Genomic DNA, 20,133 nt, shown 5'->3' with positions numbered 1-20,133 from the left:
CCCCCAGATGAGCTGTTGCCTCACAGGAGTGCGCGTTCCCTCTCTTGGTCAGCGTTCCCTTGCGACTGGCGTCGTCGCGGGGTCTGACCGCTTGCAACTGGCGTCGTCGCGGGGTCGCACCGCTGTTGCCTGTTGCCTGCGCACAGCGCTATATTACGAAAAACTAGGATTTGAGATTGCTATCCGTTCCGGACTACTCCGCAAACCCTGTCGGTCGCTTCGGACGAAAATACGTTTTACTGCGTAAGTCCTAATTAATATTAGACATCTCCAGAAAATAAACTTGCCCTTTCTTTGCTATAAACTGTAATAACTAAAAAAATCATTTTTCGTGTTTTTTTCCTAAAAATATCTTCCCTATTTCCTATTCCCTATTCCCTATTCCCTACTTTTACAAAAAGTTTATATCTTTTTCACCAGATTTATATTAATAAAAATACTATTTTATCATCTTTCTCTTTTCCCTTTTTCTTCACTCCTTCTTACCTTTTCAAGTTTAAAATATCATCATTATATTTTTTTCGGAGATATCTAATCTAATAGACATTTCTAACTTCTTTGCTTTCTCCAAATATTAAATTACAGCAGATTCCATGTAAATGTGGCACAGTAGTTGAGAGTCCAAATAATGAAAGCTTATTGAAGAAAATACTCAGGATGGAAAAAACTATATTCTTTCCTATCCCCTACTCTGTACGGACGTTGCATACAACTTCATAAACCACCGAATACGCTGTAATTTTGCACAACTGCTTATAGCTTTTCTCGGTTAGATTGAGGAAAGTTATGACTGTTAACTTAGTTGATAAATACATTATTACCATGAATGATTCAACACAAAAATCCTATTATCAAGTCGGTGGTTGTCTCCCCAGAAATTCACCCAACTACGTCAAGCGACAAGCAGATGAAGACTTATATAAAAATCTCAAAATAAGTGAGTTTTGTTATGTTCTCAACTCTCGTCAAATGGGAAAATCTAGCTTGCAAGTTAGAACGATTAAAAGATTACAGCAAGAAGGTATTTCTTGTGTGGCAATAGACATCTCCGAAATAGGTAATCGGGGAGTTACTCCTGAGCAGTGGTATGCAGGTATTCTTCGCATCTTGGAAAATAATTTTAATCTCTCAGAATATATAAATATTCGTACCTGGTGGCGAGAACGAAATTATCTGACACCCGTACAACGATTAAGTGAATTTATTGAAACGATATTACTAACAAAAATCCAGAGCAATATTGTGATTTTTATTGATGAAATTGATAGTATTCTAGCTCTAGATTTTCCGGTAGATGATTTTTTTGTATTTATTCGCTCTTGTTATAATAAACGTGCTAATAATCAAGAATATAATCGCTTAACTTTTGCTTTGTTAGGAGTTAGTACGCCTCAAGATTTATGTCAAGACAAAAATAGTACGCCTTTTAATATTGGTAGAGCTATTGAACTAGCTGGTTTTAAATTTGATGAAGCTTTATCATTGGTGGATGGATTAGTTGAAATTTGTCAGCAGCCAGAGGAAGTTTTAAAAGAGATTTTGTCGTGGACGAATGGACAACCGTTTTTAACTCAAAAAGTATGTAAAATTATCATTGAAAATAGAACTGTAATTGTTAATCCCAAAATCGAATTAGAGGAGATAATTAAATCTAAAATTATTCATAATTGGGAGGCAAAAGATATACCAGAACATTTGAAAACTATTCGCGATCGCCTTTTCAGAAAGGATGAAAGAATAGTCAGAAGATTAGGGTTATATCAGCAAATTTTACAGAATGATTTGGCTGGAATAGTTGCCGATGATAGTCCTGAACAAATGGAACTTAGGTTATCTGGATTGGTAGTTAGAAGAGATAGTAAATTAACTGTGGCTAATCCGATATATGCTACAGTTTTTCACGAGGAAATGATTAATGAAGAGTTAGAAAAACTACCTCCTTATTCTACAAAAATTAAAGCATGGCTTCATTCAAACTGTGAAGATAAATCCTATTTATTGCAAGGGGAAGATTTACAATCTGCTTTAGTTTGGGCAGCCGGAAAAAGTTTAAGAAATCAAGACTTTCAGTTTTTGACTACTAGCCAAAGATTAGTATTAGATGCTCAAGTAGAAGCCTTAGAATCAACAAAAATAGAAACTAAAAAAGCTCAAGCAAAAGTTGCAAAAGCACAACAAAAAGCTAAACGTTGGATTTCCATAGGTTCTGCTATCCTTGGCACATCTTTAGTTTTATCAATAGGTTTTTCCCTATTAGCTTATCAGAGATTTAGATTGGCACAATCTAGTCGAGAAATTGAACAAACTGGCACCGATGCTCTGTTATTAGCAATGTTCAAAAAGTCAACAACAAATCAAGCATTGTTTGAAGCTTTACCCAAGGCAATATCTGCGGGACAAAGATTAAAAGATTTGGTTAATAACAATATTCCTCTAGCAGAATATCCTGCAACTCGACCGATATTAGCACTACAAATGATTCTGGATAAACTTGACGAACAAAAACAATTTGAAGATAGTTTTCTTCAGAAAAGAAAGATTATTCTGCAAGGTCATCAAGGTGCTGTTACCAGTGTTAAATTTAGACCGAATCGAGATATTTTAGCTTCAGCAGGAGTAGATGGAAAAGTAATTATTTGGAATTTTGAGGGCAAAAAAATTACAGAATGGCAAACAGAGCAAAAATCAGTTAATAATCTAATTTTTCATCCTAATGGTCAATATTTAGCAACTGCTGGTAGTGATGGTACTGTAAAAATCTGGAATTTATTAGGGGAAAAATTATATGTATTAGAGATATCTCAAACTGAAGTTAATAGTATTAGTTTCAGTGCTGATGGTAAGTATTTAGCAACTTCTGGCATAGATATTCCTATTCAAATTTGGAATGTATCATCCTCACCTATAACTATATTATCTGATTCAATTTTGAATGATAATGGTTTGATTAGAGCTGTTAGTTTTAGTCCTAATGGAAATTTTCTAGCAACATTAGATGGAAAGTCTACAATTAGATTATGGAATATATCTGAAAATCAATTCCAAACTCTAAATGTGCAAGCTATTAGTATGAATTTTAGCATTTCTCAACCTCAGCTTTTACTAACAGCAACATCAAATGGAGTAGTGGAATTGTGGCAGATTTCTACAGGAAAATTAATGAACAATTTTCAAAGTTTACATTTGGATACTAAGCTAATTAGTTTTAGTCCTGATGGAGAGTTAATAGCTACTGTTGGAATTGATAGTATTGTGCGACTTTGGAATTTATCAGGACGGCAGATTAGTCAATTTGAATTTATGGACAATGTAATTAGTATTAGTTTTAGTTCAGATAGCAAAAAAATTGCTGTTGCTGGTAGTAACGGCAAGGTTTGGCTAAGGTCTGTGGAAGATTTAGATGAACTTTTAAGTAAAAGTTGTAGTTTTTTAGTAGGAAAACCTAACTATTTTATGAGAGTAGTAGAATTTTGTCAGAGTTAAAATAAAATACTAATACTAATATCGGCAATAGAAATTACAAACTATTATTGCGGCTAGCTGTTGATATAGAAATCACATAAATTGTGGATTTACTTCTATGATCAAGAAGAAAAAATAGTCCAAAATGAACTATGGAATTCATTAAGCTGGTCAGTATTCAAATGATCTATTCTAGAAACAGGAATAAAGAAGTAAAAAAGTTAACAAAAGAATGGGAAAGATGGATAGCTAATAGATTAGTAAGTTACTCTGAAGACAAGACTGGAATAAAGTTAAATTGTTCACAACTTATATGAAATATGGTTATACCGTTATCCCACTCTATACTTCCACTCAATACAGACATAAAATACCGAAATATCCCTAGATAATTTCCACTCTCATCCTTCCTTGATCCTGATTCCTGACTCCTCAATATATCAGATAAATAATTACTAAAATACTATATGATACTATTCTTAAATCACCATGATAATAGCTTAAATTACGTTATTTTGAGGAAAATAGTGATTAATTTGAATATGTAAAGCATATTTATGTTGCTAATAAACTACATAATGCGATAAATTTATTAGCTGCATTACCTCAAGAAGAGTCAATAGTATGGATACTGTTTTATGGGAGTAAATAAAAAACTCTTTGCTTCGATAATTATTTACTGTATTATTGTCGAGATAATAATTATTTATCTTACCGAAAAATTGTGGTTTAAAGCCTCCCCTTTTAAGGGGATAATAAGCGGTCGTTTGCGGAGCAGTCCGTTAGGATGGGATGGCGAGGAAACCTGCGCCATATCCAATCGACCAAGAGAAAAAAAATTTTCATCCCTTTGTCAATCCTCTTCTTTTCAAGGAGAGGTAATTATTCATTATTCATTATTCATTATTCATTATTGAAAGCGGTTTTCGTTTGGGTAGACCACAGTAGGGGCGCAATTGCGAAGCCCATGCCGTCAGGTTATATGGCCATTCGCCCCTACACGATTTTTGTTGTGAAGATCTGGTTCATCAATCTGAAAAGCACTGTAAGCAGGAGTTTGTTAGACTTATTGCTGAATTAGAAAAGTTTAATAATAGGCCTATTTTTGCCTGGTATTTTTGCAAATGAAACTAATAGCTAATCATAGTCACTTAACTCTTTAGCTACTTCTAAAACTAATTTTTATCAATTTTACATATAGCACTACGCAAATAGGGTACGGACATTCTTCTATTCCCTACTCCTTATTCCCTTTTCACTCAAATTTATTGTCCTAACTCAAATAACGTACTCCTATAGGAACAATAACTTTTCCATTTGATCGCCAATCTTGTCATCGCATTCAAACATTAATATCTTTATTTATTATGCTAATACCTAACTAATTTATTTAAGTTAAATATTATTGCTTTGGAGAGCTGATTTGATAATTTATAGAACACTTAATTTACAAGGATTTAAGTGTAGATTCAACACAAATCGTATTTTCTAGAACGAATCACACTAAGTATTACATGAAACTTAATATTATAACAATTTGCAAGCAAGTGAATTATGAAAATTACGAAACATTAATTATATACTACCAATTTGGAAAAATAATGTTACTAATTAATTTAGGCAATTATAAAGACTTGATCAAAGATGTCCCTTGGACTAAAAATATAAATTCTGACCTAATAAACCTAATAAATGGTATCAAAGCTATTTATTCTGTACCTCGCCAATCCGACAGCTCCCCTACCTGAGGACTGACTTCCCCTCATGGGAGCAGTAGGGGTCGGTTGACTCCTAAGAAATAATTTATTTATTTGTAGCAAATATCTATCAAACTGGTATACAATTAACCGAGTTTGAGATGAGATACAATTAAATCAATGTTGAAAATATAAAATATTACAGGGAATAGGGAACAGTAGGAAAAATATTTCCCTGTTTAAAAATCTTGATCAATCTATGTCCTAACCTATTTGTCTATTGCTATACCTAAAATCTAATATTATGAATCTGGTGAAAAAATAATTAAAAAATAATCTGAATGGCGGATGTATAATCCGTAGAGAATGTGGTTAGTAATAAATATTGTTAGTAAATATTGAGTTAGTTAGTATATAGAGTAGTGATGAATTGAATACAAGAAAACTTTTTTCCCACTTTTAAGTATTTCCTGCTACAAGTAAATCAAAAAGTTTCCGAGAAAACCCTGATATTTCAGTACAATTCTTAAAAAAACTCAGTATAACAAGCGATGACATAATGAAGGAAATATGAAACAATAAAAACCATGTCTATATCATGCTGCTCTACTGCTTAATACTGCAAAATTAAATATTACGATTATTTGAAAGGTTAAATAATTATGTCAGCACCCACTATTGGTTATATTAAGCTAGCAAATACCCTGAGTATAGTCAGCAAAAAGCAAGTTACCGGAAAGTTGAGCGTCGCTCATGGCAATCAAGAGTGGCAACTTTATTTCCTATTTGGTCATCTTTTATATGCAAGTGGTGGGTTACACCCTACCAGACGTTGGTATAGAGCTGTCAAAAAACATTGTCCTAACTTTAAATTTGAAGTTAATCAGTTAACAAATGTTCAACTATGGGAATATAAATTGTTGCAAACAGCTATTAGTGATAATCAGATAACTTTAAGTGAAGCTAAGGCAATTTTGCGTACTATTACTGAAGAAGTTTTCTTTGCTATCATTAGTCAAGCAGGTTTGACAAGAAGATGGCATCCACAGAAACATTCCACTTCTCAAACAACTTTAAATTTACTGTTATCAAGGCGAGAAATTAAAGAAGTTCTTGCTTCAGCAAAAATACTTTTAAAATCTTTACAAGATAAAGGTTTATGGCAAATTAATCCCGATCTTGTGCCAATTATTAAAAATAGAAATAAGCTATTCAATCAAGAAAAATCAGAGTCTGTTTTGAAGATCGATAAGTTACTCAATGGCGAACGAACAATTTGGGATATTACATTAGAAATGAAAATGTCATTAGAGGTAATTACCCGTAGTTTATATAGCTTTGAAAAACTAGGCTTAATTGATTTTCTGAAGGTAGAAGATTGGCTTCCACCTTCAGAAAGATTTAACTTGCCAGCCATAGAAAAGAGTGTTGATAAAGTCAAAATTGCTTGTATTGATGATAGTTATAGTACTGGTTTCTTACTGGGTAAAATTCTCCAGCCACTGGGATATGAAATTTTGCATATTCAAAATCCAATTAAAGGATTAGCTCTTTTGGAAGAATGTAAACCTGATTTGATTTTTTTGGATTTAATTATGCCTAAAGTTAGTGGTTATACAGTATGTGAGTTTTTACGAAAAACTACTACCTTTCAAGATATACCAATTGTATTTTTTTCAACTCAAGATAGTATTATCGACCGGACTAGAGCTAGAATTGTAGGTGCTAATGATTACCTGTGTAAATCTTACGACCCAGAAAAAATTGTAGAAGTTGTGGAAAAGTATGTCAATCCTAAACATTCTACAAATGATTCAAAAAGCACTTTGGGGCAAACATATAATTTCACTTTTATGGCTGTAGGAAGCTAACACTAAATTACGATAAATTATAAGTTAATTATTCATTAATGATAATTTTGATACACAATTTTGCACTTGTAAAATCTAGTGTTTCTATATAAACCATATCACGACTACCCGCTTAATCTTTTTGTTATATCTCCTAAAATATATTAAAAAAGTAATCTTAATAAAATCATTAAATCAACATTATTAAAAAGCATTTCCTGATGGAATGCTCCACAAACAGCGAGAGAGCGTTTAGTATTCAGCTTTTTAGAATGGGATTTCAACCCCTCATAAAATTCAACGAAAAGCTAGAAGTCGGGGATTTTAATCCAAGCTTTTAGATGTCTTTTTTATATGGACTATTCCCGCTGACTGCTAGTAACTGATAGCTTACAGCTAGTTAATCTATATGTTTATAGTAAAATTTTCAGAAAAATTAATTTTTTAATAATTAATCATGGATAAAATAGTCAGTAGAGGGTTAAACCCTATAGAAAAAGTTTGATTGTATGATTAAACTAGAGATAAAATTATATAGCAAATATAACATAGAATAATTATGTTAATAACTAATATAGGATGTAATCAAGTATGGAATGCTTTGGCTGCACTTAGTTACAAGCAAGCAACAGGTAAACTAATATTAGACAATGGCGAAGAAAAATGGCAGATTTACTTTTGTCGGGGACAAATGTTATATGCCACAGGAGGATTACATCAAACTAGACGTTGGTACAGAACAATTAGTCAATATTGTCAGCATCTAAAATTTAACGCTAGTTTACTATCTACTGAAGAATTATGGGAATATAAGCTTCTTCAACAAGGTCTTACTGAAGAACAAATAACTATAAAACAAGCTAAAGCAATTATCCGTAGTAGCAGCTATGAAATTTTCTTTGCTTTAGCAAGTCAGTCAATTTTAAATCTCAACTGGCAATCCGATCGGGAATTAACATCAGAAATTTGTTCCAACTTAGCATTATCTCCATTAGAATTAAAGCAAGTTATAGAGGCAGCACAAAAACTTTGGGAACGCTGGCAAAAAATAGGTATTAATGATATTTTTCCAGAACAAGCTCCGGTAGTTAAACAATCTATAAAATTACACAGTCGTCTCAGTGAAGAATCTATACAGGTTCTTACTAGTAAATTTAATGGTGAAAATACCTTGTGGGATATTACAGCTCAAAAAAGGCAATGTTTAGCCTTAACAACCCGTACTATGTATCATTTTTTTAAACAAGGTTTAATAGAAGTTAGAGCTATACCAGATTTACCTTCTCCATTAGAGCAATTACGCCTAGCTTACTGTTCAACAAATCGTTATAGACCTCTCATAGCTTGTATAGATTCTACACAAACAACAGGTAAATTTTTAGAACAAATTTTGATGCCTAAAGGTTATAAAATTGAGAAAATTACTGACCCAATGCAAGGGGTAGGATTAATGGCTAAAAAAAATCCTGAATTAATATTTATGGATTTAGCTATGCCGGAAGTTGATGGTTATGCACTCTGTAATTTTTTGCGGAAAGCTTCAATTTATAAACAAACTCCTATTATTATTTATACTGGACAGGATAATTATCTAAATCGAGCCAGGGGGTTATTAGCAGGGGCAACAGATTTTTTAAGAAAACCAGCAAATGCAAAAAAAATCTTAGACATAGTAGAAAAATATTTAAAGTTAAAAAAACAGGAATATCAAAATAAAAATAACCTTTCACAATCTTTAGCTTTGGCACCTGAATGCTGAAGAGAATAAAAATAGTATAATCAGATAATTTTCTGACCATAAAATTCTTATAAATAAAAACAAAAAAATAAAAATTTAACTAAGTCAGTGCCATAAAAGATAATGATGTAAGTAAATATAAAGATACACCATATCATAAAAATACTAATGACAGAATTAATGTCGCCCAAAATGCGCATTGAAAGCGATAGCATGGGAAAAATAGAAGTACCAACAAATCGTTATTGGGGCGCTCAAACTCAGCGATCGCTCATCTACTTCTCCATTGGGCAAGACTATATTCCAGCAGAAGTCATCAAAGCATTCGCCATTCTCAAAAAGGCAGCCGCCAAAACTAACCATGAATTCGGCAAACTTCCAGAAGATAAAACAAAATTAATTTCTCAAGCAGCAGAAGAAATAATTACTGGGAAACTAGATGGTAACTTTCCCCTGCGAGTCTGGATGACAGGAAGTGGCACCCAGTGCAATATGAATGTCAACGAAGTCATCTCCAACCGGGCGATCGAAATTGCTGGTGGAGAAATGGGAAGCAAAATACCAATACATCCCAACGACCATGTTAATATGTCGCAGTCATCTAACGATACTTTTCCCACTGCTATGCACATCGCCTCAGCAATAGCATTACAGGAAAAGTTGCTGCCGAAAGTTAAGAAGATGCGCGATGCACTCCAGGAAAAATCAGAAATATTTTCCGAAATTGTAAAAATAGGGCGTACTCACTTGCAAGATGCTGTACCGTTAACATTGGGGCAGGAATTTTCTGGATATGTGGCGCAACTGGATGCAAATATGCAATACATTAGTGATGTATTGCCAAGTTTGTATGAACTCGCTCTAGGTGGCACTGCGGTGGGAACGGGATTAAATACAGTTAGTGGTTTTGCCGAACTTGCTGCAAAATATATTAGTGAAATAACTGGGTTGCCATTTGTGTCTGCACCTAATAAATTTGCTGCTTTAGCTGCCCACGATCCAATAGTTATGGCGAGTGGTACTTTGAAAACTTTAGCTTGTTCGCTGCTGAAAATAGCTAATGATATTCGGTGGTTGGGAAGCGGACCCCGGTGTGGGTTTGGAGAGTTGATTTTACCTGCAAACGAACCAGGATCTTCAATTATGCCAGGAAAAGTTAATCCTACTCAGTGTGAGGCAATGACGATGGTGGCAACTCAGGTAATGGGGTATGATGCAGCGATCGCTTTTGCTGGCGCTCAGGGAAGTTTTGAGTTAAATACTTATAAACCGATGATGATTTTTAATTTGATTCAGTCGATTAATTTGATTGCTGATAGTTGTAATAATTTTACTGATTTTCTATTAGTTGATTTGCAGGCAAATCAGAAAAAAATTGAATTTTATTTGGAACAGTCTTTGATGTTAGTGACAGCTTTGAGTCCGAAAATTGGGTATGATAATGCGGCGAAAGTAGCTCATTTTGCCCATGAGAAAGAGTTGACTTTGAAGGAAGCTTGTTTGGAATTGGGTTATGTTTCAGCGGAGGAATTTGACGAGATTGTAATTCCTAAAAATATGACTCATCCTTCGACTTAGTTTGAGGAAAAAGTATGTAGTAATATTTTTATTGACTAAATCATGGAAACCCAAAAAAAATAAGCGTAGGTTGGGTTTCCTACCCCAACCCAACCTACGCTTATTTTACGATTTTATCTAAATTTTAATGTTTTAGAAGATTTAATTTTGAAGTTTAAACTAATCAAAGGTTATTGGGAAATAATTGTACTTTTTCTTTGTTTAATTGTACCTCTAGCTCAAGGTTGGCAATTTATATTAATTTATAGGTCTACCCTTGAATTTTTAGTATATTTAATTGCTCTGATAATTGCTCTAATTTTTTGTTTAATTATCGGCATTTATTGGGTCATAGAACTTGTGAGAATGTTAATATATTCTCTCAAAAAAAATAAACTGAAATATTCTCCGGTAAAAACTTTAATTAAAGCCATAGGAGTACCATTATTAATTTTTTCCTACATTTTATTAGCAGCTTATACAGATACAATTAGATTAAAATTATCTGAATCTGCTTTAATTAATTGTGTAAATAATCCTAATTTATGTCAATACAATACCAGAATTGGATGGTTTTATGTTAAGTCCATTCGCCAACGCGAAGGATGTACTTTCTTTAAAACTGGTATCTTTATGTTTGATGAATTTGGTATTGCTTATGTGCCTCCTGGTAAAGAAAATTGTTTATATCTACGCAATGACGGGTCAGATGGAATAGTAAAAATATATGGTAATTGGTGGGATTATTATTATCCTGATTTATAAACTTATAGCTGATTTATGAAGTAAATATTAAGGGACTAAATCAATTATCGGACACAAATCATCCATTCTTTTCCCCTACTCCCTCTTTTCTGGATATGTCTAATGATTTCATTACTAGCCTCCACGGAACAAGTATTTAATAAATTATGTTCTAGAGAAAAATAATGGTTTGCGATTTTTAGCAATTATAAACATATATAATTCAGTTATTGATTAGTATTCAGGAAAAAAATAATGAGGCTTCATTCCGTTAAGATTAAAAGACTTCGCAGTATTGAAGAAGTTGAGCTTAAAGATTGTGGTGATTTTAATGTTTTCATAGGTAAAAATAATTCTGGTAAGTCTAGCATCCTATTAGCTATTGATACTTTTTTTGTAGAAATTAATACCTTGTTGAAAAATCTTAAAGATGCTAAGGATGGCAAGATAATTACACTTGATTATACCCTCAAAAAAGAAATAGATTTTTTCAATAAAGAAACTGATTCACCTATAGAAATTGTAGTGATTTTCGGACTTGAATCCAGTGATAAAAAAGATTTAATGAAAGTTATTAATGAAGCACCACAAATGAAAAATGCTGTAGGCAATATTGAATATATTCAACAGCTTTTAGTGACTTTAAAAATTTTTCCTCCTCCCGAAAGTTTTAGTTTAGTAACTCAAATTAAGCTAAGTGGAAATTGTGTTGATGATATAGATTATCGTGATGAAACTGTTATATTAAATATTGATGATGGTGCAGCAACGGAAGTATATCAGCAATTAGTGGAGAATAATAAGCAACTTTCAGGCGTTAATCAAATAAATAAAATCATAACAAGAGCAAGCAAAACATGGAGTGAAAATTGTAAATATAAAGATATTACTGATGATTCTTTTGATGAATTTAGTAAAGGTTTTTTTCAAGACTATATAAGTAAATCAAATATTATCATATCGAAAATTGAAAATTTTTACCAAGAATCACAAAGTTACGAACAATTTATAGAATCAACTATAAAATATTTAAATGAGCTTAAAGAAGAAGCACCAAAAAATATACGAAAGCTTTTAATGGAAGAAGAATCTTTAGTTATCAATCTAGTATCAAAACTGAAAGTAATTCATTTAAAAGAGCAACGTAGACCTATAAACCAGCATGATGCTCAGAGTTTTTTAAAATTGAAAAATACAAGAGGTTTTACAGAAAAATTCACTAATATTCAAGATGTTTTTTCTTCTCTATTGGGAATTGAAATTGATGCCTTTCAAGGAGAACATGGTCCAGAGTTAGATGTTGATAATTTTCTAGTAGAAGTCAATGGGTCTGGAATTAGAGAAGCTTTAAGATTAGTCTTTGATTTTGAGTCTAAACAACCTAATATTTTGCTGATTGAAGAACCAGAAGTTCATCTTCATCCCGCTCTTGAAATAAGTATGATGCGCTATTTAAAAGGTATTAGTTCTCGCTGTCAAATTCTTTTAACAACTCACTCTACAAATTTTTTAGATACTGGTGAAATGCAAAATGTTTATTTAGTATCTAAACCAGATTCAACTCAAATTCAAAAGTTAGATATTCAAGAGGCAGAAACTAAAATACCTCAAGAACTTGGTATTAGACTTAGTTCCTTATTTATGTTCGATCGCCTGGTATTTGTTGAAGGTAAATCTGATGAAGATGTGATTCGGGAATGGGCATCTAAACTAGGCGTTAATTTTAGTCAAGCTAATGTAGGTTTTGTGATTATGAGTGGGGTAAGAAATTTTGCACATTTTGCCACAGAAACAACTTTATCTTTTCTGACTAAACGTCAAGTCAAAATGTGGTTTTTATTAGATAGAGATGAAAAAGAAGATTCAGAGGTTAGTAAGTTACAAAGTCTTTTAGGAAATAACGCAAAATTAAAAGTTCTCAGTAAGAGGGAAATAGAAAATTACTTGATTTGTCCTAGTACAATCAGAAAGTTTATTCAGTCAAAAAAAGAATTGGAAGGAAAAACAAAAGATGATTTGCCGGAAATACCGGAAATAGATGAAATTTCCAATAAAATAGAAGAATGTGCAGAAAAATTAAAACAACTTTCGATTGATAAAAGGATAATTAAAAAACTACCTAAGCTAATTTATCTCTCTGAACAAAGCTTATTAAAATACTCGGATACCAATACAATTGTTGAAAGAATAAATTTAGAAATTAACAGTAATCTTAAAAAGCTAGAAGAAAGTAAGAAAGATACAGAAAATATTTACAATAAAATCTTATCTAAAGTTGAGAAAAACTGGAATTATAAAAAGCTGGATATAGTTCCTGGTGACTTATTACTCGATCAAGTTTGTCAGATATATAATGTTCGCTTTAACAAAAAAAAAGATGCTTCTCGTATGGCAGCTTTAATGGATAAAGACAAAATTGATTCAGAAATTTGCGAAATTATCAAAGAAATCGGTAGTAGTAATTAAATCTTAAATATCTCAATTAAAATCTATTAGTCAACCAAAATTTGTGATTTATTTTTCATTGCGAAACAGTTAAGTTTTCCGATTCCAAAGCAGAAGGAAGAAGGAAGAAGGAAGAGGGAAGAAGGAAGAAGGAAGACAGAAAAATCTTGCGTTGTCTGAGTTTTAAGCTTTTGATATCAAATCCGCTTGGGTTCGGTATAAAAAAATGTTCCATTAAAGCGCCATTGCTAAATCTTTCTCTATCTCCCCATCTTTCCCTCCACCGGAGGGGTTAGGGGTGGGTCTCCACACTATGAATCTAATTAGACCAATGCTACCAGATTTGATATTACTCCCAGTAACTAACTTCCCAAATCTGTCAAAGATACCGACAAATATTACATTTTAACTACTTCAGCTTGAGTATTTTCTGTTGATGATAATATTGAACTAACCTTGACCGCGCGGAACATTCCGAAACGACAAAGACCACTCCCGAATGCTAGACGCATCAGTAACAAGGTAGGTACTTCTCGTATAGACTTAATTATCCCTGATAAACCAAAGCGAATCATTCCTTGAGGTCTAATTACACCTTGCCAAATAGAATCCAACCAAGAAGGAATAGTTTCCTGTGTCCAATCTGCTGTTACTACTTCCCCTTCAACTAATCCAGTTTCTGCTATCAGTTCCGAAAAACCCTCAATACTAGAAAAAGCAGGATGAGACCACTGCTCTAATAACTGTTTCATTACAGGTTTTTCCCAGAAATTGAGTGGTTTTTGACGATCATCTCGCTGATTCCAGTCAGCTACAACCAATATTCCACCAGGTTTTAATACCCGCATCATTTCTTCAGCATATTTAGCTTTATCTGGCATGTGAGGTCCTGCTTCAATCGACCAAACTACGTCAAAACTATTATCTGGAAAAGAAAGTGCTAGAGCATCATCCACCTGAAATTTAGCATCAACTCCTTCCGAGGTTAATTCCTGAGCACGTTGTACTTGTTTAGGACTAATCGTAATTCCTGTAACGTCAAACCCATAATCTTTTGCTAGAATACGGGTGCTGCCGCCAATGCCACAACCTACATCTAAAACGGTAGTATTGCGAGATAGTTTATCCAACCCTCCCCATTTCACCATTTCATGGACAAAGTCAGACTTGGCAGTCAAAAAATCTTTTTTCTGTGGTGGCGAACCATAGTGACCCAAGTGAATGTGTTCGCCCCAGTAAAATTCTAGGATACCGTCTTGAGTCCATTCATCGTAGGAATTAGCTACCGTCTCAGACGACTCATAACTGCGAGGGGTGAGAAAATAAAGCGCAATACCTAGCACCAAAAGTAAAAGTAGAAATCCCAATAGGTAATATAAGAACATTTATCAAACCAGATTATTTATTTACCATTTTATTTATAGCAGGGAACAGGGAACAGTGGTGCGGCCTCGCGTCAGCATACCATGCTATAGAACCCCTGAGTGGTATCTATGCGATCGCCAATCTCTCAAGCATCAATCGGATCAAACACTGATTAATCTTAGCTGTAGTCTTTTTAAGAATCCTTTTCCTGCGGAATGCTGCGCAAACAAAATTTTTGGTCAAGCTTTTACCGAAAAATTGTGGGTATGCGCCTCCCCTTTTAAGGGGATAATAAGCGGTCGAGGGATGGCGAGGTCTCCTCGCCATATCCAATCGACTCCTGTGAAGAAAAATTTTCATGAATTTGTCAATCCTCTTCTTTTCAAGGAAAGGTAATTATTCATTATTCATTATTCATTATTAATTGTTGAAACCTGTCAAGTAAAATAGTAATTTTGGTATGGGTTAAAAGGTTTGGACTTGAAGTAATCAATGTTATCTGACAACATTTCTATTCATCCCTGATCGTCAGATACATTGGCTTTGCTGCAATAAGTAAAAAAAGCGCACTGCCCGCTCTGAGGTTTCCTCAGAGTAAGGACGGAGCAAGAAGGAAAACCGAGACTATCTAACGCGCTTATGTCGCTTAATTCCGTTCGTGGATTTGTAAAAACAAAATCATGATTGACTTGATACTAGCATTACAGGTATTTTTTACAGATAAGTGAATCAATGATGATTAAAGTTGTCCATCTGGCTTTTTTTACCTGTTGATATACTTGAGAATGCAATACATCTCTAACCTTCTCAATTCTCCCTGATGCTCGCCACTGAATGTAGCTGCCAAAATACTGTTGAATAAGGAGGTAAGTATACAGGGTAAGTTACACCAGTTACAACCATTCTTAAGTTGATACAAGATACCATCTAAGATTTCTCTGTTGCTCCATTTTTGTGGCCGAGTTTTCTTCTTCTTAGGTAGTAGTGGTTCGATCAGAACCTATTCTTTGTCTGTTAAACTGCTTGAAGGCTGGCATTTTCTCATGCTAGTTGGCGTTGGCGGAGCCTAGCGGCAGCTATATCGCTCATTAGTATAACTTTATTCCTAAAAGATCCCACTCAGGGGTTCTATAAATACATTTTTCCTTTGTTTCGTCTGAAAATTATCTAATATTATCTGTTATACCTGGAGTTTATTAAACTTGAAAAGCTCTTGAGTATAGTCATCAATTAAAATATTTCTAGTCTATGCAGCAGTTAACGCGCCAACAAATTCCTATTTTATGTCTGATTTTTTTGCCAGTTTTATTCATGGGAATTTGCATCCTAAAATATAGTGTAAATTTTCCTTTTTCTGACCAATGGCCTCTAGCAGTAATGTTTGAGAAAATCTATGCTGGAAATTTATCTTTTAGCGATTTATTTGCTCAATTCCATGAAAGTAGAAAATTTTTTCCCAGGCTAATTTTTATCGGTTTAGCTTATTTGACTAATTGGGATGTCAGATATGAAATGTTGGTGATATTTCTGTTGACTTGTGTTGTTTCTTTCAATATTTATTGTTTAAATAGGTTGACTGTTAGGGCTAGTCTTTTTACTCAACTTTTGCTCTTGGCAATTTCTAATTTACTAATTTTTTCTCCTGCCCAATATGAAAATTGGCTTTGGGGAATTCAAATTGTGGTTTATATCCCTATTGCTTGTTTGACTGGTTGTTTGGTTATTGCCCAGAAAAAACTGAGTTTAAGAACTAAGTTTATTATTTGTTTTTGTCTCTGTGCGGTTAGCACTTTTTCTTATGCCAATGGAATGTTAACTTGGGTATTAGTTTTTCCAGCATTGACAATTTTAGCTTCTGGAAAATTTGAGGAAGTTTTTACTAAGAATATTTGGATAATTATCGGTGGGTTGTTGGGTTTAGTTGCTAATTTAGTCGTATATTTTTATGATTATCAAAAGCCCGATAAACATCCGAGTTTTTTATCTGCTATAGCTCACCCAGTTGAGACAGTTCATTATTTTTTAGCTTTTTTAGGCGCTCCTTTAGGATTTGAAAATTTAACTGTGGCGACAATAGTTGGAGGTTTGGTATTTGGTTTTTGGCTGTTTTTAGGTTGGAAATTTTTTTGGTTAGTTAAAACAGATTTTTTATTGTTACATCGTTTAATTGGCTGGCTAATAATTGGGGTTTATGGAATTATTAGTGGTGCTGTAACTGCTGTAGGTAGAGTTGGTTTTGGTGTCGAACAATCTTTGGCTCCAAGATATACGGCTTTTTCTTTATATTTGATGGTTTCTTTGGTTTATTTGTTGGCTATTTTTTTGCAGTTAAATATTCATAAATTGCCTCAGAAAAAGTTGATTAAATATAGTTCATACTTTTTGGTTAGTGTTTTTGTATTCTTGCATATTAATACTACAATTAATGCTGTAGAGAGGATGAGCGATCGCCGAGTAATTTTATTACAAAGTAAGGCTTGTTTGTTAATGATAAATGTAATTCTGCAAAATGAATGTTTGGTGACCAAAAGAAATCCAGAACCTCTGAGAAAGACAGCTAATATTTTAGATAAATTAGGTTTTTTGCAACCGGGTTTAATTAAGAGTAAGAATATTCAAGATATTGCTGGAGAGACAGAAACAGATGTAATTTATGGTTATTTTGATACAGTTAATAAAATTGACTATGGGACTTATGTTGCTAATGGTTGGGCAATTTTACCGGAAAGAAATGAAGTTGCTGATGGTGTGATTTTAACTTATGAAAATACCGAGGGAGAAGACATAATATTTAAGTTAATTAATCAGAGAATGCCGAGACCTAGTGTCAGGGAATATTTTGATAATTCAAGTTATTTAGATTCAGGTTGGCAAAAGTCTTTTACTGTTGAAGAAATTCCTCAAGGAAGAGTTAAAGTTAAAGCTTGGGCATTTGATACTGAAACTGCTAAAGCTTTTTTGTTGAATCAAACTCAAATAGTTAACTAGCTATCAGCTTTTAGCATTTCCCTGCCGGAATACTCCGCAAACAGCTAGTTTTCTTGGTCGTAATATGAAATACGGAAAGTCATGCTACGCAAAGATTTCGCCTAGCGTTAACGAAGTTGTAAAGTGGGTCTAAGATTGCAGGCGTTGGTGATTTGAGGTATGATATCATTCCAGATAAGAGCGGGATAGAACTCCGTTGCGCACTCCGCGTTAACGTGCGTTGTGCGCCAGTCAACAAAAAACTTTCTCCTTCTATTCCTTATTTCTTCTTCTTTCTTCCCTCCTGACTCCGTTCTCCCCCTCCTGGGCTATGCTTTATAAACATCTTTACTTCACATAAAACTTGACAAAACATATAAATTATGTATAAGCCTTCAAAAGGCTTTTTCCTGAGAAAAAATGTATTTAAAAGCACATTTATTTGGATAAGTTAAGTAGTTTTGCCAAGCTTTATTGACTATTTCTCCCTTCTCCCCTGCTCCCCACAAGCTTTTCAGGAGTTCCTTATCAGGGATAGCTCTCCTGGGAGGAGTTAGGGGTGGGTTGACTCCTAAGTAATTAAGACAGGACTTACTCAACAGCACTAATTATAGTGATTGTATCTAGAATAATTACGAAGTTATACTCTATATATAGCGGTACTGCGTAAGTCCTGTAAGATTAATATTATACCCTAATTTATCTCAACGTTGGTTGAAGACCCGCGCTCTCCCGAAGGGGAGCGTCGGGATGAAAACCAATCAATTTTGCGGTTTCGTCAATAGTGTGTTAGACTTAGAAATATGGCTGCTGGGCTAGCAGTGTCAGTCTGTGGAGCGCGCCTTTAGACCGAAAAGAGGATCGACCTTGGAGGCTGGTGCATTGTTAGCGCAGCTCCTCTGCAAGAGGCAGCAGAAAGATCTAAGAGCGCGATGGTTAGGAATCCCGCGCTGTCTCGTAGAGCAGCGTTGGGAGGATGTCAACAACCCCAGATTGCGATTAGTCACTGTAACCTTGGGGTTTTAATGCAGAAATGTAGTCTGGATTTACTTCTGCTGAAAAGTAAGCCATTAACTCCGTACAAGTTGATGTAGGTCGAAACCAATTCACTGCTATACACTCAGAATCATTTTCACATAAGTTAGAACATTCTTCTGGGCCATAAACATCGGTAACAGCAAGTCCTCGCCCTCGGATAAATACATCAGGGGACAATGGCCCCATATCGTCTGCAAGAGCTGAAGTTACATTTGCCAGCATCGTACCGAAAAAAACCAATGCGACCAGCATGATTCCTGCGATAATTTTCCACAATCTTTCCATTTGTCTCTTCGTTTATCCTTATATTGGGTGCTTTTCAAAAGGAACTTTTCATAACATTTTTACCTTTCCCTCAGATGAAGACCTTTTTCTCTAATATTTTCTTAATTTTTCCTTCTCAAACAACTCAATAATTGACTTTTCATCAAGCAATATCTATAGAGATAATCTTGGACGAATCTTTCCAAGGATTTTAGTTGAAAACTATTTGGTATTATTCTGTAAGCATTTCCTACGGAATGCTGCGCAAAAAGTTATATAGAATCCGGTTGAATAGTTATTGTATCGTAGGGAGATGGGGAGATGGGGAGATGGGGAGATGGGGAGATGGGGAGATGGGGAGATTGAAGTGTAGACACCAATTATGAACATATACTATATAACCGGATTGTATATTATTAGCTATCAGCTCTCAGAAAAAGGACAGGGTTTTAATGAAAATAGACTGTTTTAGACAGTTTTTGTAGTAAGATTTAATTCTGACTCAATTAGTAAAGCTTTTATCTAAAACTAAAAACAATACCTGATAGCTGATAGCTGATAGCTGACGGCTGAATGCTTACATTATTCTGCTAGAAAAATTTGCTCCACAGTCAATTTTAATTCCGGAAAAATAGAAGACTGAATGAGCTGTTTGTCCTTAAATTGAGTAGATTTATACTCTCCATTTTCTAGAATATTAACAGTAAAAGTTGGTTGTTTGGGATAACCGATAAATTTTCTTCCTCCTAATCCCAAATAATCCACAATCCAATATTCTTTAATGCCCATAATTTCATAAGCATCTAGTTTGAGAGCATAATCATCGCTCCAATTGCTACTGACAACTTCAATTACTAACTTAATTGACTGACTATTAATCCCACATTCCGCACTTCACAATGTAGTACGAAAAGATACATGAACGATAATCAAAATTTTAGCCAACAAATTAATAGATAGAACATAAAAAAGTGAGTGGCACAACTATTGTTGGTGAACCAGGGAG

12 protein-coding genes are annotated in these 20,133 nt (G+C 33.9%); 8 read left to right on the top strand and 4 right to left on the bottom strand.

The features are described 5' to 3' along the window. Positions 1-786: 786 nt before the first annotated feature. The 6 genes from F6K23_RS19930 to F6K23_RS19905 all read left to right on the top strand — a co-directional run bounded on the left by F6K23_RS19930 (position 787) and on the right by F6K23_RS19905 (position 13,514). On the top strand, positions 787-3,483 hold the full coding sequence (locus F6K23_RS19930) for an AAA-like domain-containing protein (protein ID WP_293159040.1): 2,697 nt from the start codon (positions 787-789) through the stop codon (positions 3,481-3,483). A 2,338-nt stretch (positions 3,484-5,821) separates the two neighbouring features. After that, on the top strand, positions 5,822-7,030 hold the full coding sequence (locus F6K23_RS19925; protein WP_293159038.1) for a PleD family two-component system response regulator: 1,209 nt from the start codon (positions 5,822-5,824) through the stop codon (positions 7,028-7,030). A gap of 538 nt (positions 7,031-7,568) precedes the next feature. Further along, a complete protein-coding gene (locus tag F6K23_RS19920) occupies positions 7,569-8,768 on the top strand; it encodes a response regulator (RefSeq protein WP_293159036.1) in 1,200 nt (399 codons plus the stop codon). A 147-nt stretch (positions 8,769-8,915) separates the two neighbouring features. Further along, entirely contained in the window at positions 8,916-10,325 is a 1,410-nt protein-coding gene (gene fumC / locus F6K23_RS19915) for a class II fumarate hydratase (protein ID WP_293159034.1), read from the top strand. A gap of 147 nt (positions 10,326-10,472) precedes the next feature. After that, positions 10,473-11,069 carry a hypothetical protein gene (locus tag F6K23_RS19910; protein ID WP_293159032.1) on the top strand — a complete coding sequence of 199 codons (597 nt, stop codon included), beginning with the start codon at positions 10,473-10,475 and terminating at the stop codon, positions 11,067-11,069. Between the two features lie 234 nt (positions 11,070-11,303). Next, a complete protein-coding gene (locus F6K23_RS19905; protein ID WP_293159030.1) occupies positions 11,304-13,514 on the top strand; it encodes an AAA family ATPase in 2,211 nt (736 codons plus the stop codon). 377 nt (positions 13,515-13,891) lie between these two features. On the opposite strand, the gene F6K23_RS19900 is transcribed toward F6K23_RS19905, so the two are convergent. Together F6K23_RS19900 and F6K23_RS41950 are read right to left on the bottom strand one after the other, a co-directional pair. Further along, complete coding sequence (locus F6K23_RS19900; protein WP_293159028.1) at positions 13,892-14,878, bottom strand: methyltransferase domain-containing protein; 987 nt, start codon at positions 14,876-14,878, stop codon at positions 13,892-13,894. A gap of 743 nt (positions 14,879-15,621) precedes the next feature. Beyond that, entirely contained in the window at positions 15,622-15,852 is a 231-nt protein-coding gene (locus F6K23_RS41950; RefSeq protein ID WP_367267762.1) for a transposase, read from the bottom strand. Positions 15,853-16,106: 254 nt separating this feature from the next. Between F6K23_RS41950 and F6K23_RS19895 the strand changes: the two genes are divergently transcribed. Then, positions 16,107-17,846: a hypothetical protein gene (locus tag F6K23_RS19895; RefSeq protein ID WP_293159026.1), complete on the top strand. Its 1,740-nt coding sequence runs from the start codon at positions 16,107-16,109 to the stop codon at positions 17,844-17,846. A 978-nt stretch (positions 17,847-18,824) separates the two neighbouring features. Here the strand turns inward: F6K23_RS19895 and F6K23_RS19890 are convergent. Next, positions 18,825-19,148, bottom strand: coding sequence for a PAN domain-containing protein (locus F6K23_RS19890; RefSeq protein ID WP_293159024.1), 324 nt, complete (start codon positions 19,146-19,148; stop codon positions 18,825-18,827). A gap of 194 nt (positions 19,149-19,342) precedes the next feature. On the opposite strand from F6K23_RS19890, the gene F6K23_RS19885 reads away from it, so the two are divergent. Beyond that, positions 19,343-19,513, top strand: coding sequence for a hypothetical protein (locus F6K23_RS19885; RefSeq protein ID WP_293159022.1), 171 nt, complete (start codon positions 19,343-19,345; stop codon positions 19,511-19,513). Between the two features lie 196 nt (positions 19,514-19,709). Here F6K23_RS19885 and F6K23_RS19880 read toward each other — a convergent pair whose 3' ends face one another. Next, complete coding sequence (locus F6K23_RS19880) at positions 19,710-19,991, bottom strand: Uma2 family endonuclease (protein ID WP_367267761.1); 282 nt, start codon at positions 19,989-19,991, stop codon at positions 19,710-19,712. Positions 19,992-20,133 lie beyond the last annotated feature (142 nt).

Source organism: Okeania sp. SIO2C9 (assembly GCF_010672455.1).
Taxonomy (GTDB): domain Bacteria; phylum Cyanobacteriota; class Cyanobacteriia; order Cyanobacteriales; family Microcoleaceae; genus Okeania.
The sequence above is the reverse complement of the archived record's forward strand: the minus strand, read 5'-3'. Positions and strand labels throughout refer to the sequence as shown.

Excerpts from the sequence above, each read along its gene's own strand:
- F6K23_RS19920 (WP_293159036.1), top strand. The coding sequence starts at position 7,569 with ATGTTAATAACTAATATAGGATGTAATCAAGTATGGAATGCTTTGGCT.
- F6K23_RS19905 (WP_293159030.1), top strand. The coding sequence starts at position 11,304 with ATGAGGCTTCATTCCGTTAAGATTAAAAGACTTCGCAGTATTGAAGAA.
- F6K23_RS19890 (WP_293159024.1), bottom strand. The coding sequence starts at position 19,148 with ATGGAAAGATTGTGGAAAATTATCGCAGGAATCATGCTGGTCGCATTG.
- fumC (WP_293159034.1), top strand. The coding sequence starts at position 8,916 with ATGACAGAATTAATGTCGCCCAAAATGCGCATTGAAAGCGATAGCATG.
- F6K23_RS19930 (WP_293159040.1), top strand. The coding sequence starts at position 787 with ATGACTGTTAACTTAGTTGATAAATACATTATTACCATGAATGATTCA.
- F6K23_RS19900 (WP_293159028.1), bottom strand. The coding sequence starts at position 14,878 with ATGTTCTTATATTACCTATTGGGATTTCTACTTTTACTTTTGGTGCTA.
- F6K23_RS19895 (WP_293159026.1), top strand. The coding sequence starts at position 16,107 with ATGCAGCAGTTAACGCGCCAACAAATTCCTATTTTATGTCTGATTTTT.
- F6K23_RS19925 (WP_293159038.1), top strand. The coding sequence starts at position 5,822 with ATGTCAGCACCCACTATTGGTTATATTAAGCTAGCAAATACCCTGAGT.